The 25,629-nt window shown below is 69.9% G+C and carries 18 protein-coding genes and 3 pseudogenes; 11 read left to right on the forward strand and 10 right to left on the reverse strand.

What is annotated here, in order from left to right; all coding sequences use genetic code 11:
* Nucleotides 1-31 precede the first annotated feature (31 nt).
* From ACFVV1_RS23480 to ACFVV1_RS23500, 5 genes and pseudogenes are all read right to left on the reverse strand, one after another.
* Nucleotides 32-379 (reverse strand): annotated as a pseudogene (locus ACFVV1_RS23480) (hypothetical protein); the annotation flags it as partial.
* A 61-nt stretch (nucleotides 380-440) separates the two neighbouring features.
* Nucleotides 441-1,250 carry a hypothetical protein gene (locus ACFVV1_RS23485; RefSeq protein ID WP_389992362.1) on the reverse strand — a complete coding sequence of 270 codons (810 nt, stop codon included), beginning with the start codon at nucleotides 1,248-1,250 and terminating at the stop codon, nucleotides 441-443.
* A gap of 398 nt (nucleotides 1,251-1,648) precedes the next feature.
* Nucleotides 1,649-2,209: a cysteine hydrolase family protein gene (locus ACFVV1_RS23490; RefSeq protein ID WP_389992365.1), complete on the reverse strand. Its 561-nt coding sequence runs from the start codon at nucleotides 2,207-2,209 to the stop codon at nucleotides 1,649-1,651.
* Nucleotides 2,206-2,424, reverse strand: a complete 219-nt coding sequence (locus ACFVV1_RS23495; RefSeq protein WP_389992368.1) for an alpha/beta fold hydrolase — start codon at nucleotides 2,422-2,424, stop codon at nucleotides 2,206-2,208. The genes ACFVV1_RS23490 and ACFVV1_RS23495 overlap by 4 nt, the downstream gene beginning before the upstream one ends.
* A 150-nt stretch (nucleotides 2,425-2,574) precedes the next feature.
* A complete protein-coding gene (locus tag ACFVV1_RS23500; protein WP_389992371.1) occupies nucleotides 2,575-3,258 on the reverse strand; it encodes a hypothetical protein in 684 nt (227 codons plus the stop codon).
* 215 nt (nucleotides 3,259-3,473) lie between these two features.
* Here ACFVV1_RS23500 and ACFVV1_RS23505 point away from each other — a divergent pair, with 215 nt between their 5' ends.
* Together ACFVV1_RS23505 and ACFVV1_RS23510 are read left to right on the forward strand one after the other, a co-directional pair.
* Nucleotides 3,474-3,785, forward strand: coding sequence for a hypothetical protein (locus ACFVV1_RS23505; RefSeq protein WP_389992374.1), 312 nt, complete (start codon nucleotides 3,474-3,476; stop codon nucleotides 3,783-3,785).
* A gap of 268 nt (nucleotides 3,786-4,053) precedes the next feature.
* Nucleotides 4,054-7,863, forward strand: a complete 3,810-nt coding sequence (locus ACFVV1_RS23510; RefSeq protein ID WP_389992377.1) for a S8 family serine peptidase — start codon at nucleotides 4,054-4,056, stop codon at nucleotides 7,861-7,863.
* 65 nt (nucleotides 7,864-7,928) lie between these two features.
* Here the strand turns inward: ACFVV1_RS23510 and ACFVV1_RS23515 are convergent, their stop codons facing one another.
* On the reverse strand, nucleotides 7,929-8,945 hold the full coding sequence (locus tag ACFVV1_RS23515) for a helix-turn-helix domain-containing protein (RefSeq protein WP_389992380.1): 1,017 nt from the start codon (nucleotides 8,943-8,945) through the stop codon (nucleotides 7,929-7,931).
* A gap of 263 nt (nucleotides 8,946-9,208) precedes the next feature.
* Here ACFVV1_RS23515 and ACFVV1_RS23520 point away from each other — a divergent pair, with 263 nt between their 5' ends.
* Nucleotides 9,209-12,910 (forward strand): S8 family serine peptidase, encoded by a 3,702-nt coding sequence (locus ACFVV1_RS23520; RefSeq protein ID WP_389992383.1) that lies wholly within the window; start codon nucleotides 9,209-9,211, stop codon nucleotides 12,908-12,910.
* Nucleotides 12,911-13,216: 306 nt separating this feature from the next.
* Here ACFVV1_RS23520 and ACFVV1_RS23525 read toward each other — a convergent pair whose 3' ends face one another.
* Nucleotides 13,217-13,414: a hypothetical protein gene (locus ACFVV1_RS23525; RefSeq protein WP_389992569.1), complete on the reverse strand. Its 198-nt coding sequence runs from the start codon at nucleotides 13,412-13,414 to the stop codon at nucleotides 13,217-13,219.
* 106 nt (nucleotides 13,415-13,520) lie between these two features.
* Here ACFVV1_RS23525 and ggt point away from each other — a divergent pair, with 106 nt between their 5' ends.
* Complete coding sequence (gene ggt, locus ACFVV1_RS23530) at nucleotides 13,521-15,329, forward strand: gamma-glutamyltransferase (protein WP_389992386.1); 1,809 nt, start codon at nucleotides 13,521-13,523, stop codon at nucleotides 15,327-15,329.
* Nucleotides 15,330-15,403: 74 nt separating this feature from the next.
* A pseudogene (locus ACFVV1_RS23535) lies at nucleotides 15,404-15,835 on the forward strand (glycoside hydrolase family 75 protein); the annotation flags it as partial.
* A 21-nt stretch (nucleotides 15,836-15,856) separates the two neighbouring features.
* Here the strand turns inward: ACFVV1_RS23535 and map are convergent.
* Complete coding sequence (map, locus tag ACFVV1_RS23540) at nucleotides 15,857-16,624, reverse strand: type I methionyl aminopeptidase (RefSeq protein WP_389992389.1); 768 nt, start codon at nucleotides 16,622-16,624, stop codon at nucleotides 15,857-15,859.
* Nucleotides 16,625-16,665: 41 nt separating this feature from the next.
* Between map and ACFVV1_RS23545 the strand changes: the two genes are divergently transcribed.
* Together ACFVV1_RS23545 and ACFVV1_RS23550 are read left to right on the forward strand one after the other, a co-directional pair.
* Nucleotides 16,666-16,935, forward strand: a complete 270-nt coding sequence (locus ACFVV1_RS23545; RefSeq protein WP_266749864.1) for a helix-turn-helix domain-containing protein — start codon at nucleotides 16,666-16,668, stop codon at nucleotides 16,933-16,935.
* Between the two features lie 64 nt (nucleotides 16,936-16,999).
* Nucleotides 17,000-17,431 (forward strand): Tn3 family transposase, encoded by a 432-nt coding sequence (locus ACFVV1_RS23550; protein WP_389992393.1) that lies wholly within the window; start codon nucleotides 17,000-17,002, stop codon nucleotides 17,429-17,431.
* Here ACFVV1_RS23550 and ACFVV1_RS23555 read toward each other — a convergent pair.
* Complete coding sequence (locus tag ACFVV1_RS23555; protein ID WP_389992396.1) at nucleotides 17,386-18,354, reverse strand: LysR family transcriptional regulator; 969 nt, start codon at nucleotides 18,352-18,354, stop codon at nucleotides 17,386-17,388. The two genes, ACFVV1_RS23550 and ACFVV1_RS23555, sit on opposite strands and share 46 nt — an antisense overlap.
* A 356-nt stretch (nucleotides 18,355-18,710) precedes the next feature.
* Between ACFVV1_RS23555 and dnaE the strand changes: the two genes are divergently transcribed.
* From dnaE to ACFVV1_RS23570, 3 genes and pseudogenes are all read left to right on the forward strand, one after another.
* Nucleotides 18,711-22,307, forward strand: a complete 3,597-nt coding sequence (gene dnaE / locus ACFVV1_RS23560; protein ID WP_389992399.1) for a DNA polymerase III subunit alpha — start codon at nucleotides 18,711-18,713, stop codon at nucleotides 22,305-22,307.
* Complete coding sequence (locus ACFVV1_RS23565) at nucleotides 22,307-22,663, forward strand: DUF6300 family protein (protein WP_389992547.1); 357 nt, start codon at nucleotides 22,307-22,309, stop codon at nucleotides 22,661-22,663. Before dnaE ends, ACFVV1_RS23565 begins: the two co-directional genes overlap by 1 nt.
* A 75-nt stretch (nucleotides 22,664-22,738) precedes the next feature.
* Nucleotides 22,739-23,119 (forward strand): annotated as a pseudogene (locus tag ACFVV1_RS23570) (hypothetical protein); the annotation flags it as partial.
* Between the two features lie 113 nt (nucleotides 23,120-23,232).
* Here the strand turns inward: ACFVV1_RS23570 and ACFVV1_RS23575 are convergent.
* Nucleotides 23,233-24,360 carry a Rieske 2Fe-2S domain-containing protein gene (locus ACFVV1_RS23575; RefSeq protein ID WP_389992402.1) on the reverse strand — a complete coding sequence of 376 codons (1,128 nt, stop codon included), beginning with the start codon at nucleotides 24,358-24,360 and terminating at the stop codon, nucleotides 23,233-23,235.
* A gap of 316 nt (nucleotides 24,361-24,676) precedes the next feature.
* Between ACFVV1_RS23575 and ACFVV1_RS23580 the strand changes: the two genes are divergently transcribed.
* Nucleotides 24,677-25,387, forward strand: a complete 711-nt coding sequence (locus tag ACFVV1_RS23580) for an alpha/beta fold hydrolase (protein ID WP_389992405.1) — start codon at nucleotides 24,677-24,679, stop codon at nucleotides 25,385-25,387.
* Nucleotides 25,388-25,629: the final 242 nt, after the last annotated feature.

Below are 25,629 nucleotides of genomic sequence, written 5' to 3' on the forward strand. Positions count from 1 at the left end.
GCCCGGTGGGACGCTTCTGCGGCGGCCGAGCTCAGCCCGTCGCCCGGTGAGAGTTGCGCGGTGCCGGTACGGGGGTCTGCGCGGCGCGCGTCACATCGGCGACGAGCTCCACCACATCGGGGCCGTACGCCTGGGAGTTGACCACCTTCAGCAGCAGGCAGAAGGTGGTGTTGCCGTGCGTGCGGGACAGCTTCTCGTAGTTGCGGGCCAGATAACAGGAGGCCGCCTGGTTGGTGATCGCCCGCTGACCACAGCACAGGAAGACCGGACGGGCCCCCTGGCTGACCGTCAATCTTGCCAGCAGCACGTATTCGGCGAGGCCCTTCTCCGCCCTGTAGCGTTCCGAACCGATCTGGAAGGCGCCCCGGTCCGGACCGGGTGTTGTAGCGGTGCAGCCGGCGGAAGGGATCGAGGCGCGCTTCGCGCTTCGGTAGGTATCTTTACAGAGTCTGCGCCGGGTCTGTTGCGGGGCGTGACAGGTACAGCGTGGTGTGAAAGTAACCGTCGCTTTCCTTGCCGTGCGGATCTTCACCGGCCGCAATGACCGCGGTGACCGCGTACTGCTGTTCCTGCGCGCTGGTGAAGCGGCGCTGCGGGAAGGTGTGCTCGGCGGCTATCTCGGTGGTGAGGCCGTACGTTGCCAGGCAGTCGGCAATGGGCTGGTAGGAGCCGGTGCGCAGCACGAACGCAGCGACCCATACCGGGCCGTGAACGCTGTCCAGGAGGGGCTGGAAGGTGCGTGGTGACAGAAAGCTGGCTCCGCCGGTGACGGTGATCAGGCGGGTGTGGTGTGCGGCCTGGCGCAGGGCCGGGCTGGCCGGTGCGGTCTCCAGGTTTTCGGCGAACGCCTCGTCCAGCAGGCCCACGGCGCGAGCGTAGGAGACGGCGTGGGGGGCGGCATCGAGCCCGATGACGCGGACCGCATCAGGGCGTCGATGAGCCGCGTAGAACGCCCTGTCCCACTCGATCAGCTCGGTGTTGCTCAGAGCGGTGGCGTGCGGGGATGTGTAGTGGGCGTACAGGTCGTTCCACGTGAGGTGGTGGTTGAGCAGCGCGGCGTTGAAGCCGTACGAGCAGCAGATGTCCAGCACCGTCGCCGGGCCCGACGCGTCCTTCGAGGAACTGCACATGCTGAGCATGCGCCGGAAGATGCCCTGCCCATGGTGGGGGGTCTGGTACTCCCAGGGGCCCAACGCACGGAAGTATGCGCGTGGGTCCGGCTGGTTGTACGTGTCGTGGAACGGGGTCATGCCTCCGGCAGCTGACGCGGCCCCACCTGGGGAGTTGCCGACCGCGGGAAGTCCTGAGCCGTTCGACTGTGCAGGGGTCATCTGATTCCTCCGTGGATACTCCGCCCTTCGGGGCGGAGAGGAAGCGGACTCCTGCGGAGCAGGGCAAGGGCTGCGATTCGCCGCCAGGGCGGATCACGGTGCTCTGACCCGCAGATTTGGCGCCAGCCAGCCGGCTCGCACGCCGCGACGATCGCCCGTTCGGCCAGCGCCGCTGCCCCGCCCGGCTCGTCGAAGGCGGTATCGCTGCCTACACGGATTCTCCTTGCCGTGACGGAGCGTCATGGCAAGGTCATGCCCGAAGCAGCAGCGATGCGCCGACGTGCGCCACCACACATCAGTCCCTCCCTCATCTGCCGCTAACGGGGTGTGGTGGCATTGAGCCAGTCGTCGACGGTGACGACGTCCGCCCACTGCGGGAACAGCTTCTCGGTGAGGAACCGGTGAACCTCGGTGTCGGTGTCCAGGCAGGCGTCGGCGAGGACGCTGAGGTCGAAGTCCAGGTCGTTGGCCTGGCACAGGGTGTGCAGCACCACGGCGCTGGTGGCGATGCCGGTGAGGACGAGGCTGTCGATGCCGCGCGCCCTGAGCACCACGTCGAGGTCGCTGCCCGAGAACGCGCTCGCCCGTCTCTTGGTGACCACCACCTCGCCCGGCCGGGGCGCGACCTCGGGGTGGATTTCGGTGCCGGGGTCGCCCTCGATATGGAGCCCGGCTCGCGCGACGGCGGTGAGTGCCTTGTTGTGCGGGCCGACTTCCGGAAAGCCCGGGCGTAATGCGATGACCACGTAGATGACAGGAATGTCTGCCGCCCGGGCACCATCGATCGCCCTGCGCAGGCGCGGTAGGTATCCGGAGCCGTCGTCGGCAATGTCCACGACGGCTCGCTGGACGTCCATCACGAGAAGGGCGCTGCTCATACGGTCTCCAGGAACGACGTCAGTTCGGCGCTGAAGCGGGCCGGGTTCTCCATGTTCGGGTAGTGCGCGGCCGCCGGTACCGTGGCAGTGTGCCCGCAGGGGACGAGTTTCGCCAGGCGGCCTGCCATGGAGCGGTGGTCCGGTGCGTCCAGGGCGCCGTTGATCGCGCACACGGGGACGGCGATCCCCGGCGCGCGCTCCCAGGTGGCCGTCACCGGTATCCGATGGTCCGCTTCGCTGGGTGCGTGCTTGCCGAGCGCGGATCTGTTCGTGGGCGGATTGGACGTGGGTGTCCTGCGGTGTCCCCCGTCACCGGACAGCAGCCGGCATGGGCTCCTCCCTGGGTGCCCTCGCCGTTTCGCGTCTCAGAGCTGCGGGACCGGCAGCAGGACGAGCGGAAGCGCTCCGGCTTCCACCGCGGCACGGTCGATCGCGAGGCCGCAGTAGTCGCCTACGCCGGCGAACACGCAGGCCGGGATGTCGCGGTGGTGCTCCTCGAAGTACCGCGACGCCTCCTCCTGGGTGTGCACGCCGTCGTAGGCGGTGGGGAAGACGGCCCCGGCAGCATGCAGGGCGGTGTCGAGCTTCGAGTTCCGGCTGGTGCTCTCGGCGAACTCGGCCTGCCAGGTGCGGCCGTCGTCGCCCGGGGCATGCAGGATCCGGGAGGGGCCCGGTCCGAGATTCAGGGTGAGACAGATGATCTCCTCGCCGACGAGGGGATCCATCTCCGGTACCTCGCGGTAGCCGAGGGACCAGGTGGCGGCCCATGCGTCCTCCAGGACGTACAGCCAGCCGCCGCATGTGCCGTACATGGCGCGGCTGAAGTACCCCATGTCTGGGGGTATGGCGAGCTCGTGGCGCTCCTTGTACAGGTCCCCGCATTCGAGCTGCTCACGATCTGCGCCGAGCCGGACGAGGAACTCTTCCGTGTCCACGCCGCTGGCAGCCGTCAGGGAAATGCCGCGGAGCATCCCCGGCATACGGCCTTTCGCGTCCTTGTAGGCGTGCTCGCCGATCCACCGTAGACCTGAACCGTGTTGATCGCTCATTCGATCAATCTATAAGCAGTCGCCCACGTCAGGTCTTGCGGTGCCGTCCCCGGCCCGGAGCCATCGGCGACCGGCCGGGAACAGGCGCGGAGGCCCTGGAGTCTTGCCGCTGCCTCATCCCGTCTCGCGAATTGCGTTGGCCAGGCCGACGCAGTGCGGGTGTGCAGAACTCAGCACCTTCGGATGCATTCCGAGAGCCCCACCTTGAGTCCTCGATGGTCTTGGTTCGGGCGGTCAGGGCCTGGACGCGCGAGGGCCCCGGCAACGGGCTGATGGTCTCGGTCGATGCCCACACCGACTTCCACCGGTTCAACCGGGCCGGCTGGAACCATCCGCTGCCGGCCGGACTCATCGACGTCGGCGGCTGCCCGGTGCTCGGCCTCGGCTGGGACCCAGGCGACCACTCCGTGCGCCACAACGGCGAGCGGGGCACCGGCCAGGTCTATCCCGGCACGCTCGAATCCCGGGCAGGCGAGACCGTACTGCGCTGGACCATCCCGCCGTACACCCCGGACGAGGACGACTGACGTGAACCGACGGCGGCGATATTCAGCGGCAGTTCAGCCACTCCACTGATCCGACCACTGGAACTCAAGCCCCATCCGGGGCCCAATCAGCCGCTACGCGCGCACCGTTCCGGCCGCGGTTCCCCAAAGGGCCAACCCAGCTCCCCTTGTCGTAGAGACGACATGTCGCAATCACGGCACCCGCAACAGGTGACACACGGGCCTCGGAAGCCGGAGTCTTGATCCGAACCACGCGCTCCACGCCCGCACCTTCTCGAAGAGGCCCCCGATGCACTTACGGCTCCGCCCCGCCGCGCTCATAGCCGCAGGTGCCCTCATCGCCGGCCTGGCCCCTGTCCTGGCCCCCTCCTCCCACGCGGCCGCCGCCACCGCCCGCCCGGCGGCCTCCGCCTCCCGGACCTCCACCGTCACCCTCGTGACCGGAGACCGGGTGCACCTGGAGCGCTTCCCCGACGGCCGCCAGGCCGTCTCCGTCGAGCCGGGCGGGGAAGGCGCGGGGGGCAGCTACGAGCAGGTGGAGATCGACGGCGACCTCTACGTACTCCCCGGCCGGGCACTGCCGTATCTGGCCACCGGCGCACTCGACCGCCAGCTGTTCAACATCACCGGCCTGGTGGAGCAGGGCTACGACGACGCCCGCACCAAGAGCATCCCGCTGATCGCCCGCTACCGCTCCGGCGTCCGGCTCGACTCCGCCGAGGAGCCTGTCGGTTCCGAGGCGGTACGCACGCTCGGCAGCCTGCGGGGCCGCGCGCTGAAGGCCGAGAAGCGACAGGCCCACCGCTTCTGGGAAGCCGTCGGCACCGAAGCCCCTAAGACTTCGCAGACCTCGAAGACTCCGAAGACCCCGCAGCTCGGCGCCGGTATCGACCGCCTCTGGCTCGATGCGAGGGTCCGCACCTCCCTGGACAAGAGCGTCCCGCAGATCGGCGCCCCCGAGGCCTGGAGCGCGGGATACGACGGGACGGGCGTCACCGTCGCCGTCCTGGACACCGGCGTCGACGACGCCCACCCCGACCTCGCCGGCCGGATCGCCGGGACCCGCAACTTCACCGACAGCCCCACCACCCAGGACGCCTTCGGCCACGGCACCCACGTCGCCTCCACCGTCGCCGGCACCGGCGCCGCCTCCCAGGGCTCCCGCAAGGGCGTCGCGCCCGGCGCGAAGCTGCTGATCGGCAAGGTCCTCGGCGACAACGGCATCGGTTCCCTCTCCTCCGTCCTCGACGGCATGGAATGGGCCGCCTCCTCGGGCGCCGACGTCGTCAACATGAGCCTGGGCAGCGACACGGCCGGCGACGGTACGGACCCGCTCAGCCTCGGCCTCGACGAGCTGACCGAGACCACCGGCACGCTCTTCGTCGCCTCGGCCGGCAACAGCGGCCCCGGCGAGTACACCGTGGGCACCCCCGGCGCCGCGGACGAGGCACTGACCGTGGGAGCGGTGGACGGCGAGGAGCACCTCGCCGAGTTCTCCAGCCGCGGCCCGCGCACCGACGAGGCGCAGAAGCCCGACATCACCGCCCCCGGCGTCGGTATCGTCGCCGCCCGCGCGGCGGGCACCTCGATGGGCGAGCCGGTCGACGACGCGTACACCGCCTCCTCCGGAACGTCGATGGCGGCCCCCCACGTCGCTGGCGCCGCGGCGATCCTGGCCGCGCAGCATCCCGACTGGCAGGCACGGCAGTTGAAGGACGCCCTGATCAGCACTTCCCGCCTCTCCCCGGACTACACCGTCTATGAGCAGGGCGGCGGCCGGGTGGACCTGGCACGGGCGGTGAAGCAGCCCGTACACGCCACCGGCACCGTCGGCTTCGGCGAACTCACCCCCGACTCCGGCCCGCAGAGCGCGCGGCTCACCTACACCAACACCGGCCCCACCCCGCTCACCCTGAACCTCACCGCCGAGCTGCGTGACGCCGCCGGCCACCCGGCACCCGCCGGCGCGGTGCGCCTGCCCGACGGCGCGACGGTCACCGTCCCCGCCGGCGGCCAGGCCCACATCGACGTCACCCTCGACGCGAAGTCCCTGCCCGCCGGCCGCTACGGCGGCAGCCTCACCGCGACGAGCGGCGACGGGAAGGCCGTCGCGCATACCGTGCTGGCGGCGGCGAAGGGAGCCCCCAGGCACAAGCTCACCCTGACCGCCGTCGACCGCGCCGGCCGCCCCGCCTGGGTCACCCCGCTGGTGCTCGTCGGCCCCCACTCCCGCGACGACGTCGTCACCGCCCTGCGGCCGGGGGAGACCCTCACCGTGACGGTGCCCGAGGGGTCCTACTTCCTGCACGGCGTGATCTCCGACCGCGTCGAGAACGGCAGCGTGGAAAGTGTCGTCGTCGACCCCGAGCTGACGGTCGACCGCGACAGGCACGTGGTCCTCGACGCCCGCAAGGCCGTCCAGGTCCGGATCGAGACACCCAGACCGGCCGTCCAGGAAGCCGTCGTCAGCTTCTACACCCACCGCGCCGTCGGCGGGCGCAGCATCTCCAACGGCCACATGGACTTCAGCGCCGACGCCCGCCGCCTCTACGTCACCCCGACGAAGGAAGTCACCGACGGCGTCTTCGAGTTCAACTCCCGCTGGCAGTTGACCGCCCCGCAGCTGACCGCCCGCGCGCTGCGGGCAGGCCGCGCGATCGACCTCGAAGGCGGCCTGCTGGACAACTCGCCCACGGTGGACGGCCGCCGCAGCATGCGCCTGCTCGACGCGGGCACCGGCCGCCCCGAGGACTACGCGGCACTGCGCGCACGCGGCGTGGACCCGGCCGGCGCCGCGGTACTCGTGGACGCCACGGAGGCCCGCTACGAGGAGCAGGCCGCCGCGGCCTCGGCCGCCGGAGCGTCCACCGTCGTTCTGACCGAAGGGGAGGGCGGCGTCGCCTGGACGCACTGGAACCCCCGGGGCGAACGCCTGCCCCTCCCCGCCGTCCTGACCCGCTACGACATCGGGGAGCGGCTGCGCGAGCGACTGCGCTCCGGGACCACCGCACTGGAGCTGCACGGCATCCCCGACAGCCCCTACCTGTACGACGTGATGCAGGTTTCCCGCCGGCGGGTGCCCGAGCGGGTGGTGCACCGGGTGACGGCCGCCAACACCGCTACGATCACTTCGCGTTACCACCACACGGGCGGCGTCCCGTATGCCACGGAGCAGCGCTTCGGCTGGCGCCCCTGGATGAACTCCGCGATCAATCAGTACCGGCGCCACGTGGCCACCCCGCTGACCCGCACCGAGTACGTGAGCTCCGGCGACACCCTCTGGCTCCACCGCGTGCACCACCGCCTCACCTGGGACGACAGCAGCCCCCTGACCGCCGGCATGCTCCAGCCGACGCGGACCTACCGGCCCGGCGAGCGGCTGACGGAGAGCTGGTTCGCCCCCGTTGTACGCCCCGCCATCCCGCGCGGCGTCAAGGGCACGGCCTCCTACCGCAAGGAGGACGAACTGATCGTGCGCATACCGGAGTTCGCCGACGCCACCGCAGGCCACTACAGCAGGCCCGACGGCGGCGACTGGGACGACACCCCCGCCGACGAGGTGCGAGCCGCCCTCTACCGCGACGGGAAGCTCCTCGCCGAAGCACCCACCGCCTGGGAGGACTTCCCGGCAGCCGGCACGGACGGCCGCTACCGCCTGGACCTGGACGTCAAGCGCACCACCCCCGAGTGGTCGCTGTCGACCGCCACCCGCACCAGCTGGTCGTTCACAGCCCCGCGCCCACCCGCGGGCGAGACCCCGCTGCTGCCCCTGCTGCAACTCGACTACGACATCCCCACCGACCTCACCGGCACCGCACCGCGACGCGCCCGCACCCTCGACTTCGGGGTGAAGGCACGCCACCAGGACGGCCTCACCGGCCCGAAGGCGGCGGGCATGGAGGTCTCCGTCTCCTACGACGACGGCGTCCACTGGAGCCCGGCGACGACCACCCCCGAGGGCAACGGGAGTTACGACGTACGGGCCCGCCGCCCGGCCGACTCCCGGACCGACGGCTACGTGTCCCTGCGCGTACGCGCCTGGGACGACCGGGGCAACGAGGTGACACAGGAAGTACGCCGTGCGTTCGCCACGAACTGAGCGGCACACCAATCGTGTTCATGTTCGCCAAAACGATGTGTCTGCCCAGCAGTTGGGAACCCTTCTCACGACAGCCACCCCCGCCGCGCCGCCTGCCACACCAACTGCGTCCGCGTCGCGGCGCCGGCGCGCTGCATCAGCACCTGGATCCGGCGCTGCACCGTGCGCTGGCTGACCCGTAGCTGCGAGGCGATCGCCTTGTCCGCGACCCCGGCGACGACCAGGGACAGCAGATACCGCTCGTCGTCGGCGACGTTCGCACCGGGCCGCGGACTGCCGCCGAAGTCGGCCAGCTCACCGGAGTCCGTGACGTGCAGCGGCGACGCCGCCGCCCACTGGCTCTCGAACAGCGCGATCAGCGCGTCGAGCAGGCTGCTGCCGTGTACCACGGCGGCCGTCGGCTCACCCAGCGAACCACCCGAACCGCCGTGCATCAGCGGGCAGATGGCGATCGAACCGTCCGCGATCACCATCCGCACCGGCAGCGTCCCGGTAGCCCGCGCCTGCTCACCCGCGCGGATGCTCCGGGCAACGTTGTCGACCATGCCGGGCTCCTCCAGCAGCGCGCGCTCGTAGACAGCCTCGTACCGCACCCCACGGGCGAGCAGCTCCCACTCCTCGTCGTTCTCCGCCGCAGGCATGGCCACATGGCCGGCCTTGCAGAGCCACCGCATCTCACTGGCCCCGTACGCCATATGACGCAGCCGCTGCCGGATCACACTCGCCCCCGTGATCACCTCGACAAGCTGCCCCGCGTCATGCCGCCGCCCCCCGGCCCGGTACTCCTCGGTGAGCTGCTCCACCCCCCGCCGCGCCAACTCCAGCGCCTCATGCCCACGCAGCAGCAGCGGACGCAGCGCCGCATCGGGCGCCACCGGCACATAGCGCACCGCTCCCCCCGCCGGCGAAACGGCCACCCGCCCCACCAGCCCCTTGTCGTGGAGCGAAGCCAACAGCCTGTGTGCCTGCACCACTTCGAGCCCCAGCTGCTCCGCGATCACCGCGGCATCAGCCTCACGCACCCCGACGAGGAAGCGGTACACCCGCTCCTCCCCCGCCCCGATCCCCGCAGCCTCCAGCATGTGTCCGCCTCTCACGACGCCCCCACCCACCCCAACCGATGTACCACCCACCGGACACAGCGTGATCTAACCACACCCGCACTCAGGGACGATGTCCGCACTATCACGCACGACGACCATCCGACTTCGATACGCGCAAAGTGGCGGCGAGCGGACATGTCACTTCTTCGTCAGGCGCGGCCGTAGCGTCGGTGCCCCCTCCTGCCGAGGCTTGACCCGCCGGTCGCGGAATCCTCCCTGCCGGCGGAAGGAGAGCGTTCAGCATGCGTTTCAGGCGAAGAGCCGCACTGCTCAGCTTCACCTTGGCGACCACCATGGCCACCACCGTGGCCGGCGGCGGCCTGGTGTACGGTGCCACCCCCGCACCGAAGACCGGAGTGGACGCGGTAACCACCCCGTCCCAAGCAGAAGTCCGCACCGCGAAGGTCACCCTCGTCACCGGAGACCAGGTGACGGTGGCCACGAGGGCGGGCAAGACCCTCGCCGTCAACATCACCCCGTACCACCGCAGTGCGGCCGAGCTGCGGACGTACACCGTCGGTACCGATGTGTACGTGATCCCGCGCGACGCCGAAGCACTGGTGCACAACGGCCAGGTGGACGGCCGGCTGTTCAACGTCACCCAGCTCATCGCCCAGGGGTACGACGATGCCCACCACGCGTCGACCCCGATGATCGTGCGCTACGCGTCCGGCGCCACGGACACCGCACCCGGCGGAGCCCGCCTCACACGGAAACTCCCCGGCGTACGCGGAGCCGCCGTCAGCGCCGACAAGCGCAAGGGCGCCACGTTCTGGGAGGCCGTCGACGACGACAGCGCCCGCGCAGGAACCCGCAAGGCCCGCCTGTCGGGCGGCGTCCAGCGCCTCTGGCTGGACGGGAAGGTCAAGGCGCTCCTCGACAGGAGCGTCCCGCAGATCGGCGCCCCGGAGGCGTGGAAGGACGGTTTCGACGGCACCGGCGTGAAGGTCGCGGTGCTGGACACCGGTGTCGACGCCACCCACCCCGACCTCGCCGACCGCATCGTGGAAAGCCGCAGCTTCGTCCCTGGCGAGACGGCGCGCGACGGCCACGGCCACGGCACCCACGTCGCCTCCACCATCGTGGGAAGCGGAGCCGCCTCCGGCGGGAAGTACCGGGGCGTGGCACCGGGCGCCGGGCTGATCGTGGGCAAGGTGCTCGACGACGGCGGCAGCGGCTCGGAATCCTCGATCATCGACGGGATGGACTGGGCCGCGCACTCGGGGGCGAAGGTCATCTCCATGAGTCTGGGCGGCGGGGAAGGCGCCGACGGCACCGACCCCATGGCGATGGCGGTCAACGAACTGACGGCGCAGACCGGCGTGCTGTTCACCATCGCGGCGGGCAACAGTGGCCCCGCGGCGACGTCCGTCGGCTCACCCGGAGCCGCCGACGCGGCCCTGACGGTCGGCGCCGTGGACTCCACCGACGCGGTCACCGACTTCTCCAGCCGGGGCCCACGAGGCGGTAACGGCGGGCTCAAGCCGGAGATCACCGCGCCGGGCTCGCGGATCGCCGCCGCCCGCGCCGCCGGCACGACGATGGGCACACCGGTGGACGGCTCGTACACCACCGCGAGTGGCACCTCCATGGCCACGCCGCACGTGGCCGGCGCCGCCGCGATCCTCGCGCAGCGCCACCCCGACTGGACGGCGGCCCGTTTGAAGAGCCAGCTGATCAGTACGGCCAAGACCACCGCAGCCACCTCCGTCTACGCCCAGGGCGCCGGCCGCGTGGACGTGGCACGCGCACTCCGGCAGCCCGTATCGGCCAGCGGCACGGCCGACTTCGGACTGCGGGACTGGGACGCCACCGCCCCGGTCGGGAAGAAGATCGAGTACGTCAACGACGGCGACCAGCCGGTCACCCTCGCCCTGAAGGTCGAGAACGCGGGCGAGGAACTGCCGGCCGGAGTGCTCAGCCTGGGAGCCGACTCGGTGACCGTGCCGGCGCACGGCACCGCCGAGGTCGACCTCACCCTCGACACCGTCGGCGTGACGACCGGATCCCACGGCGCGCACGTCACCGCGGTCTCCGCCGACGGGCGGACGGCGGCGGTGACGGCGGTCGGCTTCGGCCGGGACGTACAGCGCTTCGACGTCACGCTGAAGGTGCTCGACCGCGACGGCAAGCCGACGAGCGGCATCGCCGCGGTCACCGCCTGGCAGTTGGGCCGCTACGGACTGCCCGAGACGTACCCGGTCGCAGCGGACGGGACCGTCGTGGTGCGGGTACCGCGCGGCGAGCACGCCTTCATCTCGGAGATCTTCCACTACACCTCCGACTGGAGCCGGCTGGAGGAGTACACCTACGCCGCCCAGCCGGGCACGATGATCGACTCCGATCGGACCTTCACCCTGGACGGCGCCAAGGCCGGCCCGGTCACCATGACCACCTCCCGGCCGACGGAGACCAACCGCGCCCGCATCGGTCTGAACTTCCAGGCCGTGGACGGCGACCTCATCCACGACCGCGAGATGTGGCTGGACGGCGAGACGGCCGTGTACTCCATCCCGTCGCAGACCGCGAACGAGCGCTTCGAATCGCGCACCGGCTGGTCGCTCGGCGCACCCGCACTCGACGCCCGCCTCGTCGGGCACGGCAACCGGACCCTGGACGCGGCCTACCTCGAGGGCTGGACGGGCTCCGCACGTATCGACGGCACCCGCGTCCTGCGCGTGGCGAAGGCCGGCGAGGACGTCCGGGGCAAGCTCGCCCTGGTGAAGCGGAGCGCCGAGCGCACGGTGGGAGAGCAGGTCGACGACGCCGCGAGCGCCGGTGCGCTCGCCATCCTCATCTACAACGACATCCCCGAGAACTGGCTCGCAGGCAACTGGGGCCGTACGGCCACCAAGATCCCGACGATGACCCTCTCCGGTACCCAGGGCGAAGAGCTGGCGGCCCTGGACAACGCCATGATCAGGATCTCCGGTACGGCGGTGAGCCCGTACTCCTACGAGCTGCTGAAGTACCGCAAGGGCGGCATCCCCGCCGACCAGCGCTACCGGGTACGCGACGAGGAACTGGCCACCGTGGACTCCTCGTTCCACGCCTCGACGCCGGCCACCGAAGGCGGATACGCCCGGCTGACGCGCTCGCCGATGCAGCCGACGGCGTACTTCGGCTTCGACCGGGTGGTCCTGCCGCGCTCCCGGACCGAGTACGTCTCCGCGGACGTGCCCACCTGGGAAGCGGTGGAGGCAGGTCCCGTGTGGACGTCGGACAGCTCCTGGAAGATGACGAACACCTCGACGCTCAAGGCCGGACAGCGCGTGCACCGCGACTGGAACAAGGCCGTGGTCCGCACCGCGCTGCCGGACGGACAGTCCAACTCGGCCGTCCGGCTGGGCGATGTCGGTGTGGTGATGTCGGGCGGTCTGCTCGACACCGCGTCGGACCTGTCCTTCTCCGCCGAAGCCGGCAGCGACAAGGCGCTGTCCACCGTCTACCGGGACGGCGAGCTCCTCGGCAGCATCCGTTCGGCGCCCGTCGCCTTCCCGATGACGGCACAGCGCGCCGAATACCGCGTGGTCACCGACGTGCAGCGGGACGCCCCCGGCTGGACGACCTCCACCAAGGTGCGCACCGACTGGCGCTTCCACTCCGAGCGGAAGGAAGGAATGACCCTGCTCCCCGTCCTGTCGGTCGACTACCGACTCGACGTCGACCAGGCCAACAGCGCCCGGCCGCACTCCAGCACCCGCATCGGACTGGGCGTGCGCCATCCCAAGGGCCTGAACGGTCTGAAGCTCGCCGGGGCGAAGCTGTGGGCCTCGTACGACGACGGCACCAACTGGCGGCAGGTCCGCCTCGACGGCGGCCTCGACGGCACGATCGACAACCCCGCGAACGCGGGCTTCGTGTCGCTGCGCGTGCAGGCCACCGATGCCGATGGCAACACCATCGAGCAGACGGTGACCCGCGCCTACCAGATCCGCCGCTGACCGATGCCGGGGCGCCTGCACCGCAGGCGCCCCGGCGTGCGCGTCCACCCAGCGACGGTGACATGGGCGGGCCACACGTGGTATCCGGCCACTGCTGGGCGACCCGATGCGTCGAACCCACGCGGCGCGCCCAGCAGGGGGATCAGCATCATTCAGGTGCCGACCGAGGGCCCCGGCCTCCGATCCGCCCGTATCGGCTCCGGGCGTGCCCCTCAACGGGACATGACCACCCAGGACGTGTGCCCCGGTGCGGAGCCGGAGCCCTGCATACGCCCCACTCACCACCCCGGTCGTCGACATCGGCCGTCAGCAGCCGGAGCGCCCTGCTACGCCGTTGCGCGCAGAGCTCGGCGGCGCCGGGGCCTGCGTGGTCCGGGTGCTGGTCCCGGACGAGCAGGCGCAGGGCGTCGTCGCGATGACGGAGGTGCGGGTGATCCAGCCCGGCGCGGCGCTGATGCCGGCGGCTATCACGCCCAGCACGATGTTGCGTACGTCGTCGGTCATGGGCGGGCATGTCAGCGGGCGATCGGCGCCGGGTTCACGGTTGGTCCTGACGGGGCGGGGGGTGCGGCGTTACCCTGCGGCGGACAATCCTTCACTGGAGGTGCGCATGCGACGTCCCGTCGCGCGGTATGTGTCGTTGCCGGTCGTTCTCGCCGCTGTCGTCACGATGGGGGCAGCGGCCCCGTCCTCGTCCGCACCACCGTCCCAGCCACCGCCCAAGTCGCCTGTGGCGGCGGGGTACGGAGGGGCGGTCGCCAGCGTCGACGCGGATGCGTCGGCCGCCGGCATCGAGGTCCTCCGCAAGGGCGGCAACGCGGTGGACGCGGCGGTGGCGACCGCGGCGGCGCTCGGGGTGACCGAGCCCTACTCGTCAGGTCTCGGGGGTGGCGGCTATTTCGTCCACTACGACGCCAGGACGCACACCGTGGAGACGCTCGACGGCCGCGAGACCGCGCCGCGCAGTGCGGACTCCTCGCTGTTCCTGGAGAACGGCAAGCCGCTCGCCTTCGAGGACGCCGTCACCAGCGGACTGGGTGTGGGCACCCCGGGTACCCCGGCCACCTGGGCCACCGCGCTCGACACCTGGGGCAGCAAATCGCTGCGGCAGGTGCTGAAACCGGCCGAGCGGCTCGCCAGGGACGGCTTCGTCGTCGACAGCACGTTCCGCTCGCAGACCGAGGGGAACCAGGCCAGGTTCGCCGACTTCCCGGCGAGCCGGAAACTCTTCCTGCCGGGTGGCCAACTGCCAGTGGTCGGCTCGGTGTTCAAGAACCCCGATCTGGCGCGTACGTACGAACAGGTGGGCCGCGAGGGCATCGACGGGCTGTACAAGGGCGAGCTGGCCGACGATGTCGTACGGACCGTACGCAACCCGCCCGTGGACCCGAAGGCCGGCCGGGTCGTACATCCCGGCGACCTCACGGCCAAGGACCTGCGGTCCTACCGGGTGCTGCGGCAGGCACCGACGAAGGTCGGCTACCGCGGCCTCGACGTGTACGGCATGGCACCCTCCTCGTCCGGCGGCACGAGCGTCGGTGAGGCGCTCAACATCCTTGAGTCCACGGACCTTTCGAAGCTGAGCGAGGCGCAGTACCTGCACCGCTACATCGAGGCGAGCCGGATCGCGTTCGCGGACCGCGGGCGGTGGGTCGGCGACCCGGCGTTCGAGGACGTACCGACGCAGGGGCTGCTCAGCCAGCGGTTCGCCGACTCGCGGGAGTGCCTGATCAAGGACGACGCGGTGCTGACGAGCCCGCTGGCGCCGGGGGACCCCAGCCACCCGGCCGACTGCGCGGCCGGTGGCACGGCCGCCCCGACGACGTACGAGGGGGAGAACACCACCCATCTGACGACCGCCGACAAGTGGGGCAACGTCGTCGCGTACACCCTCACGATCGAGCAGACGGGCGGCAGCGGCATCACCGTGCCGGGGCGCGGCTATCTGCTCAACAACGAGCTGACGGACTTCTCGTTCGCGCCCGCCAGCCCGGCGGTCCACGACCCGAACCTGCCCGGTCCGGGCAAGCGCCCGCGCTCGTCCATCTCGCCGACGATCGTGCTGAAGCACGGTGAGCCGGTGCTGGCCCTCGGGTCGCCGGGTGGTGCCACGATCATCACGACCGTGCTGCAGTCGCTCATCGGCACGGTCGACCGCGGGCTGCCCCTGGTCGACGCCATCGCGGCGCCGCGCGCCAGCCAGCGCAACTCGGCGACCACGGAACTCGAACCGGGGCTGTGGAACAGCCCGGTGCGGGCGCAACTGGAGTCGCTGGGGCATGCCTTCAAGCTGAACCCGGAGATCGGCGCGGCGACAGGTGTGCAGCGGCTGCCGGACGGACGGTGGCTGGCGGCCGCCGAGAAGGTGCGCCGGGGCGGGGGCTCCGCGATGGTCGTGAAGCCGAGCGGCCGTCCCTGAAGTTCGGTCAATAATCGTCTGTACGGGGATGGTTCCTCGCGATGTTTAGCGAGGAACCATCCCCGCGGTCCGGCAACGAGAACACCGGCCCGTGGTTCCAGGACGACACGGCGTTCCACACCGCCGGCGACAAGCCGCTGAACGCCGGGAAGCTGCCGTACGTCGTCGTGCCGAGCAGCAGCATCCGGAACTACAGCAACGCGGGGATCAAGGGCAGTGGCGTCGTCGCCGTCATCTACAACAACAAGGTCGGGTACGCCGTCGTCGGCGACACCGGCCCGAACAAGATCATCGGTGAGGTCTCGTACGCCACCGCCGAGGCGCGCGGCATCGATCCCGACCCGGAGACCGGCGGCGCCGAATCCGGCGTCACCTACATCCTGTTCAAGAACTCCAAGGCGTCTGCATCCTGTTTCAAGAACTCCAAGGCGTCGCCGATCGAGAGCCGCAGCGCCGCCGTCACCGCCGGTGAAGCGCTCGCCAAGCAGTTCATACAGAACAACTAGGCATGGCTGAACGGGGGTTGATCACAACGCGGTCAGGATCCGCGGACCGTCGTCGGTGATCGCCACCGTGTGCTCGGCGTGCGCGGCCCGGCTGCCGTCGGACGTACGCAGCGTCCAGCCGTCCCGGTCCGGATGGAACGCGTCCTTGCCGCTGCCGATCAGCATCGGCTCGATCGCCAGCACCATCCCGTGCCGCAACGGCATGCCGCGACCCGGTCGTCCCTCGTTGGGGACGGCCGGGTCCTCGTGCATCGACCGGCCCACGCCGTGGCCGCCGAACCCCTCCGGAATGCCGTAACCGGCCCTGCGGCACACCGTGCCGATCGCATGCGCGATGTCGCCGATCCGATTCCCGACGACCGCCGCCGCGATTCCCGCCTCCAGTGCCGCGAACGCCGTGTCGATCAGCCGGGTGTCCGCCGGCCGGGCGCGCCCGACGGTGAAACTGATCGCCGAATCGCCCGCCCAGCCGCCGAGCGTCGCGCCCGCGTCGATGCTCACCAGATCGCCGTCGCGCAGCCGCTGATCGGTCGGGATGCCGTGCACGATCGCGTCGTTGACCGACGCGCAGATCACGGCGGGGAACGGAGTGGGAGCGAAATGCGGCCGGTAGTTCAGGAACGGCGATCCGGCGCCCGCCTCGCGGAGAACCCCACGGGCCACCTCGTCGAGTTCGCGCAACGAGACGCCGACCGCCGCCGCTTCCTGTACGGCCGTCAGCAGCTGCGCCACGATCCGGCCGGTCTCGCGCATCGCTTCGATGGATGTGTCTGTCTTGAGTTGCACCATGCCAATTACTATACCGGTCGAGGCGGTATTAGAATGACGGCATGGTACGAACGCCCCTGACCCCGGAAGAGCGCCGCCGCGGCGAACGCCTCGGAGCGCTGCTCCGCGAGGCGCGCGGCGGGCGCAGCATGGTCGAGATCGCGGCGAGCGCCGGAATCTCCGCCGAGACGCTCCGCAAGATCGAGACGGGCCGCGCCCCGACCCCCGCGTTCTTCACCGTCGCGGCGCTGGCCGGGGCGCTCGGACTCTCGATGGACGAACTGCTCACGCGTTGCGCCCCGGAGCCGGATGCGGTGCCGCTGGCCGGGTAGGGGCGCGGGGTTCCACGCAAATCCGTTCGCGTCGGCCCTCGCCGCCCAGCCCGAGGTGCTGATCGTGCGGTACTGGGGCGACGGGCTGCGGTTCGTGGTGCCGGTGCGGAACATCAGCTCGGCTCCTTCGCCGAAGTGCTTCGGGTTCAAGCGCGGCATCATCCGGCTCAATGCCGTCAACGACCGGGTCGCAGGGATCGGACAGATGGCGGTGCCCGGCACCCCGCGCGACTCTCTGCACATCCTGGATGCGCTGAACATCCTGGATGCGCTGATGAATGGTGGCGGGGTGAAGCCGGAGATGCCGGCTACCGGCAACGCCTCGTACTCGACATCGTGTTCGGCGTCTTCAAGATCCTGGGCTACACGTTCAGCCCCCGGTTCAAAGATCTGGACGCGCCGGAGGTTCTGGCGGGCGACGATGCCCGACATCTCCCCTGGCCCGTCGGCTTATGGCGTTGTCGTCGCCGGGCCGGCTCGGCGGTCGGAGTGCTGAGCCCACTTCGGTGTCCAGGTCTTGCCGTCGGGGCGGCCGGGGTATGTGGAGGTGAGGTGGGTGCGGAGTGCGGTGAGGGCGGGGTGCGGGTTGTCGGTGTGCCAGAGCAGTGAGTGCGGGTAGACCGGGGTCGGGTCGTGCAGGGGGATGCGCCGCAGGTCGTGGGCAGCGGGCCAGACGAGAGGGGTCTGCTCGCTGACGAAGGTGGCAAGCGTTGAGGAGTTCGCAATCGTGTCGAGGAGGGGCTCGATACCGAAGTCGGGGCCGATCGAGTCGATGGTGAGCCCGAACGCGGCGGCGAGTTCGTCGTAGTAGGCGGCCCACTCGGTTCCGGACGCGTTGCCGGGCATCCAGATCCGGCGCCCGGCGAGCCGGGCGGGTGTGACCTCGCGGGCGGCAGCGAACTCGTGGGCCGGTCCGGTGAACAGATGAAGGGGCTCGTCGAAGACTGGAGTGGCCTCGATGTCATCGGGGAGCTGCCGCCCGGGCATGGTGACGGCGCGGAAGGTCGCGTCGATCGTTCCGGACCGGATGGCGGCGATGGCCGCGTCGGAGTCGAAGAGGGTCACGACATCGAGATCGACATCAGGATGCGCGCGGTGGAAGTCACGCAGCAGACCTGCCAGCGAGAGCTGTCGGCCGATCACGTCGACGCGCAGCGGGCGGCTGCCTGGCCGTACGGAAGCGGCTGCCCGCTCCTCGGCTTGAAGGAGAGCGCGGGCGTGGGGGAGGAGCGCCTGCCCGTCGATGGTGAGCCGGGCTCCGCGCGCAGTGCGGCTGAAAAGCTGCACACCGAGGTCCTTCTCCAACGCGGCGATGCGCTTGGAGACGGCCTGTGGGGTGATCGACAAGTTGGTGGCGGCTTCTTGGAACTGTCCCGCGTCCACGGCGGTGACGAAGGTGTGTACGGCGGTGAGATCCACGGCGGCCATCATAGGCACTCAACCAATCGTTGAGTCTTAGAGGTAAATGGTTGTTTGATTCCAGTACGCGATGCTCGCTTTGATGTCTCTGGTCAACGTGTGGTTTAGCAGGCGGTGTGGCAGGAGGAGTGCTGCCCGGAGGCCAGGTGGTCGCAGGGCCGGCACATCAGGGGTTCGATCCGATCGCTTGCACAGGCCTGTGCGACCCGGTGGTCGCTCCGGCCGGCGTGACTGCACCGCGACGGACCGAGTCGTCCACCCATCTGTCGAAGCCGGTGTGGTCGGTCGGTAACAAGGTCGCCATCGCGTCTCTGGCCGGGGTGGGGCTTCCTACTCGCCTCGGAGGTGACTCACCCGTGCCGGATTCCTTCGTTCACCTGCATAATCACACCGAATATTCGATGCTGGACGGTGCGCAAAGACTGCAGCCGATGTTCGGCGAGGTGGCCCGGCAGGAGATGCCGGCGATCGCCATGAGCGACCACGGCAACATGTTCGGTGCCTATGAGTTCGCACAGGTCGCGAAGGGCTTCGAGGGCGTCACGCCGATCATCGGTATTGAGGCGTATGTGGCGCCGTCCTCTCGTTTTGCACGGAAGCAGGAGTTTTGGGGACCAGGGGGCCGCCGTGCCATGAACGATGACGGTGAGGGATCGAAGGACGTCTCCGGTGGCGGCCGCTTCACCCACATGACCATGTGGGCGCGGAACGTGCAGGGCCTGCGGAACCTGTTCTGGCTCAGCACGCAGGCCAGCTACGAGGGCCAGTTCCCGGCCGGGAAGCCGCGTATGGACCGCGAGCTGATCGCTGAGCGGCCGGAGGGCATCATCGCCACCACCGGCTGTCCCTCCGGTGAGATCCAGACCCGCCTGCGGCTGAATCAGTACGACGAGGCGAGGGCGGCCGCCGCGGCCTACCAGGAGATCTTCGGCCGCGAGAACTACTTCCTGGAGCTGATGGACCACGGCCTGGATATCGAGCGCAATGTCCGCGGGGGTCTGTTGCGCCTGGCCAAGGAACTGAGCATCCCGCTCCTGGCCACCAACGACGCGCACTACGTCACCGAGGACCAGGCCGACGCCCACGACAGCCTGCTGTGCATCGGCGTCGGCAAGAACAAGGGCGACCCGGGCCGCTTCCGCTTCAACGGCTCCGGCTACTACCTCAAGACCGCTGCCGAGATGCGCAGCCTTTTCTCGGAGCTTCCGGAAGCCTGCGACAACACGCTGCTGATCGCCGAGTGCATTGAGTCCTACGACGAGGTCTTCGACCACGTCGACGAGATGCCGCAGTTCCCGGACGTGCCCGAGGGCGAGACCCAGGAGTCCTGGCTGCGCAAAGAAGTCCTCACGGGCCTGGCGATGCGCTACGGGAACCCGATCCCCCAGCACGTCGTGGACCGCTTCGAGACCGAGATGACAGTCATCGGCCCCATGGGCTTCAGCTCCTACTTCCTCGTTGTGGCGGACATCTGCCGCCACGCCCGGGACAACAAGATCCCCCTTGGCCCCGGCCGTGGCTCGGCCACGGGCTCCATCGTGGCCTACGCCACCCGCATCACCGAACTGTGCCCCCTGGAACACGGTCTGCTGTTCGAACGGTTCCTCAATCCCGAGCGCATCAACCCGCCGGATGTGGACCTCGACTTCGACGACCGCCAGCGCGACCGGATGGTCCGCTACGTCACCGAGAAGTACGGCGACGAGTACACCGCCATGGTGAACACGTTCGGCAAGATCAAGGCCAAGAACGCGATCAAGGACTCCTCGCGCATCCTGGGATACCCCTATTCCCACGGCGAGCGGATCACCAAGGCGCTCCCGCCGGACCAGAACGGCAAGTCCGCCCCGCTGGCAGCCGTCTTCGACCCCTCTCACGATCGGTACGCCGAGGCCGGCGAGATCCGGCAGATGTACGACAGCGAACCGGACGTGAAGCGGGTCATGGACACTGCTCGCGGGGTGGAGGGCCTGACCCGCGGTACCGGTGTGCACGCCGCTGCGGTGATCCTGTCCAAGACGAAGCTGACCGACCGGATCCCGCTGCACATGCGTGCCGCGGACGGCGTGAAAATCACCGGGTTCGACTACCCGTCGTGCGAGGCCATGGGCTTGATCAAGATGGATTTCCTGGGGCTGCGGAACCTGGGCGTCATCGATCAGGCCATCGAGAACATCCGCGAGAACCGGGGCATCCACCTGACCACCGTGGACCCCCTGGACAGCGGCCCCTCCACCGTCGTGATCCCGCTGGACGACGCCAGGACGTACCGGCTGCTCGCCGAGGGCAATACGTTCGGTGTCTTCCAGCTCGACGGCGGCGGCATGCGGGTCCTGCTGAGGCAGATGGAACCCACCCGGTTCGAAGACATCGCGGCCGTCAACGCCCTCTACCGGCCCGGCCCCATGGCGGCAAACGCGCACACCAACTACGCGCACCGTAAGACCGGCCGCCAGGAAATCACACCGATCCACCCCGAGCTGCACGACGCATTGGAGCCGATCCTCGGAAACACTTTCCACCTGCTCGTCTACCAGGAGCAGATCATGGCCATCGCCCGCGAACTGGCCGGGTACACCCTCGGCGGCGCAGACCTGCTGCGCCGCGCGATGGGCAAGAAGAAGCCGGACGTGCTGGCTGCGGAATGGGACAAGTTCCACCACGGCATGCAGGGAAACGGCTACAGCCAGGAAGCCATCAAGGCCCTGTGGGATGTCATGCTCCCGTTCTCCGGCTACGCGTTCAACAAGTCCCACACGGCCGGCTACGGCCTTGTCTCCTACTGGACCGCCTACCTCAAGGCGAACTACCCCGCCGAGTACATGGCAGCCCTGCTCACCTCGGTCGGCGACGACAAGGACAAGGCCGCGATCTACCTTGCCGACGCACGCAAGAACGGCGTCCGAGTCCTCCAGCCCGACGTGAACGAGTCCGTCGCGGAGTTCACCGCCGTCGGCGACGACGTGCGGTTCGGGCTGCGGTCCGTACGTAATGTCGGCGACAACGTCATCGAGGCCGTCGTCAGCGCCCGTCACGGTAAGGGGAAATTCGCTTCATTCTCTGATTTTCTGGACAAGGTCGACCTGCCCGCACTGAACAAAAGAGCCGTCGAGTCCCTCATCAAGGCCGGCACCTTTGATTCCCTGGGACATTCGCGCAAGGGACTGGCCGCCATCCACGAGGACGCCATCGACGCGATCATTCCCGTGAAGAAAGCGGCCGGCTTCGGGCAGGACGACCTCTTCGCCGATCTCGACGGAGAAGGAAGCGACGGACGGGCTTTCGGCCTGGACATTCCCATCGACAACGCGGAGTGGCCTCGCCGCCAGCTCCTGGCGACCGAACGCGAGATGCTGGGCCTGTACGTCTCCGCCCACCCACTGGACGGCGCCGAGTACATCCTCTCCGGCGCGCGGGACTGCTCCATGGCCGAACTGCTCACCTCCGGCCGCACCACCGGGGACGTCCAGCTCTCCGGGCTGATCACCGGCATCCAGCTCAAGATGACCAAGCAGGGCAACGCGTGGGCCATCGTGAACCTCGCGGACCGGGACGCCGGCATCGAGGTTCTGTTCTTCCCCGCCTCCTACCAGCTCGTGCAGCACGTGCTGGCCGAGGACAACGTCATCTTCGTCAAGGGCAAGATCGAAGACCGGGACGGAACCCTGACCGTCTTCGGCAGGGAAGTCGGGGTGCTGGACGTGTCCTCTGCCGAGCGCGGCGGGAGACCTCCCGTGCGACTTGCCCTTCCCGCCCACCGGATCACCGAGCAGTCCGTGGGCGTGCTGAAAAGAATCCTCACCGACCACCCTGGCGACAGCCCCGTTCACGTCAGTGTCCGCGGCGTGCGGAAAACCACCGTATACGCCCTGCACGTCACGGTGAATGCCACCACCATCGCCTCCGATGTGAAGGCCACGTTCGGGGCCGAAGCGTGGGTGGGCATCACATGATGCCGAGGGCCCGCCGGATCGAGGCCATCGAACTGCGGCTGTCCGAGACCCCTCCCTGCCCGCGCTGCGAGGCTCCGGTGCTGCTGGTGGCGCGGTACCCACACGCCTGGTGCAACCGGGTCGGAGAACGGATCGATGGTCTCAAGGAGGCAGTGCTCTGCCGGTCTTGCGACACCCGTGACCTTGAGGCGGGAGGGCTACTGGCCCTGTTTGCCGGAGGGGGGCAACTGGATGCAGCAAATCTTGAGGCGTTCGGCAGGCTCGTTCATGACTGGCTGAACGTCGTGCGCGACCGCGTACCGAACCGCGCGGATCTGGAAGCGGAGGAGACTCGGTGGAGAGCCGGCGAACTGTAGGGATGACCGGAACGAGAACCGGCGTCACACTCCGCCAGGTCGACCTGCCGCGATCGTGTCGCTGCGACCAGAGATGCCGCGGACTGGGCGACGCTGCTGTGGGAGGTCTCCTCACTGCCGCCCGCCGAACTCGCCGCGGTCGCCGGCGCGCTGGCCGCCGCAGGACGCTCGGACGACTGCGATCAGGTGCTGCGTCAGGGGGTGGCCCGGCGGCCGGCTGCCGAGATCGCCGACGCGGTGGCGGCGTTGGACCGGGCGGGCCGGGGGCCGCAGGCGCAGGCGTTGCCCGGTGCCTTCATCCGCGTACGGACCCCGCAGGACGTGGCCCGGGTCGCGGAGGGCGATCCCCACCGCCTCGTACCGCAACTACGGGCCGCGGCCCGTGCGGTGTCACCGGCGCGGGAGTGGGACGTCTTCCATGCGCTACGAGTGGCGGGCATGGTGGATGAGGGGTAGGCATGCCCTTGCGATCAGCGGGTGAGCGGTGACCACGAGGGGGCGCGAGGCCGGCCCGGTCGGAGCGGTGCGTCTCGGAGTGAGTCCGTAGCGCTGAAGCGAATCCGTATCGCTCACGGCACTTCAGCTCCATCGCGGCGCTCGCCCCGTTCGCCCCGCCCGTCTCGTTCGCCGAGGTCGCCGAGGTCGAGCGGCGTCCCCATGCCTTCCTCCGGCGACGGGTAGAACCGCCGGGCCCAGCGCCGGAACGGGCCGATCGGACCGTCGCCGGGCGCGAGCCGGGGCGGCTGCTGGTACTGCTTGTGATTCCAGATCGGAAAATCAGCGGCGGTGAATTCGCAACTCGAGCGGAAGATGGCGCGGTCCAGCACCCGGGCCGCGGTCCGGCTCACCATCCGCGCGAGCGGCGCCGGCAGCCGGGCCGGTTCCGTGAACGCGACGCGGTTCCGCTGCCGGAACTGCATCCGGTTGGGGGCGATCGCCGTCGGCAGTACCATCGTGCACATCCGCAGGCCGAGCCGGGGCGTGTGCACATCGGCGTGCAGGCAGCCCAGCCCGTAGCCGTCCACCTCCACCTCGACGACGAAGTTTCCCAGGAGCGGCGCCGACTCATGGGCCCGCATGGACACGTGGAAGGTGGCTTCGTCGTAGACGACGGGCCCGCCGATCTCGGCCTTGGCCCAGCCGTGCAGGGTGGCGAAGTGCCCGAGGTCCACCGAGTTCTCGATGACTTCCTGGACATTGCCGGCCAGCTCCCAGGCGGCGTGACGGGCGGGCCGGTGACCGATCTCGTGCCAGTCGGGAATGAACCAGTCCGGTGCCCGGCCGTCGTGGTGCCGCCAGACGAAGACGGCACCGTTGACCTCGTGCACCGGCAGCTGAGCCAACGGCGACCTCGGCGGCCTGGTGTCGTACCCCGTCCGCACACACGTGCCGTCGGGGCCGAACGCGAAGAAGTGGAAGGGGCATACGAGATCGTCTCCGTCGACCTTCGCCAGACCGAGATGGGCGCCGAGGTGCGGACAGTACGGACGGATGGCGCGGACCGCCCCCGTACCGAGCCGGTACAGCACCACGTCCTGGCCCGCCAGAGGCCGGGTGAGGACAGTCCCGGGCCGGAGCTCGTCGGAGAAGGCCAGCGCGGACCAGCCGCTCGGACAGGGCAGGGCAGGCGTCCCCGCGGCATCGGCAGGCGTCGGTCCCTCGCTGATGGCGCGCTCGTACTCGCGTGACAGCCCCACGGCATCCCCTCTCGGAATCGGTCGCCTGGAGACTGCCCAGACCGTTCCGAGATCCTCCCGGCACGCCGTACATCACCCGAACGGGAAGAAACCCGGCGGACCTTGACGACGCACGCGAAAGCGGACGGCACTGCGGCCGAAGACCGCCGGCGCGCGGCCGCCGAAGGAGCGGGGAGCTGTCTGCCGACCACGGCCGTGATCTCGTTGTCCCCGCGGCCGACGGCACCGTCGTCCTCCCGTCCCGCGTACGGTGGACGTCACGACCGTGGAGATCACCGGGTTCGCACCGACCGCATCAACCGACCGAGGGCCCCGCATGACCTGGACCGAGCGCACCGTCGTGCGCGACGGTGTCCGTGTCTCCTGCCGCGACCGGGGCGGTTCGGGACCGCCCGTGCTCCTGTTGCACGGGCTGGCCGGCCATGCCGGCGAATGGGACACTGTCGCGCGGGAACTGAGCACCCGGTACCGGGTCGTCGCCGTCGACCAGCGCGGCCACGGCGCGAGCGAGCACCGGCCGCGCGACCTCTCCCGTGCCGCTCACGTCGCCGATGTCGTGGCCGTGATCGAGCGGCTCCAACTCCGGCGGCCCGTCCTGATCGGCCAGTCGCTGGGTGGCCACACGGCCATGCTCACCGCTGCCGCGCACCCCGGCCTGCTCGGCGCGCTGGTCCTCGTCGAGGCGGGCCCCGGCGGGCCGAACCCGAAGGTGACGGCAGAGATCGGTGGGTGGCTCGACGCCTGGCCCAGGCCGTTTCCCTCGCGCCGTGCCGCCGTCGAGTTCTTCGGCGGCGGGCCGGTCGGTGAGGGCTGGACGGCCGGGCTGGAGGAGCGCGACGGCGGAGGGTGGCCGCGCTTCGACCGGGACGTGATGGTCGGCTCGCCGGAGGAGAACGCCCGGTGCTCCTTCTGGGACGACTGGTCGACGTCACCTCCCCGACCCTGGTCGTCCTGGCCCGGTCGGGCATCATCCCGCCGCGCGACGTGGACGACATGCTCCGGCGGCGACCGGAGGCGGTCGCCGTGAGCATGCCCGGGACGGGGGCACGATCTGCATCTGGAGGAGCCCGCGGTACTCCGGCGACTGATCCAGGACTTCCTCGGCGGAATTCCCGCAGGTGCGGCGCGGTGACCACCCGTACGCGGGGGTGCGCGAGCGCCTGAACCGGGGGACCGGCCCACCGGCTACGGCGGAAACGATGTGGACCGCACGGGTGTGAAACATGATCGACTCCGTCGGTTCACGGCGATGGTCTTGCCCCGCTGTGT

This window comes from Streptomyces sp. NPDC058092 (genome assembly GCF_042884935.1).
Classification (GTDB): domain Bacteria; phylum Actinomycetota; class Actinomycetes; order Streptomycetales; family Streptomycetaceae; genus Streptomyces.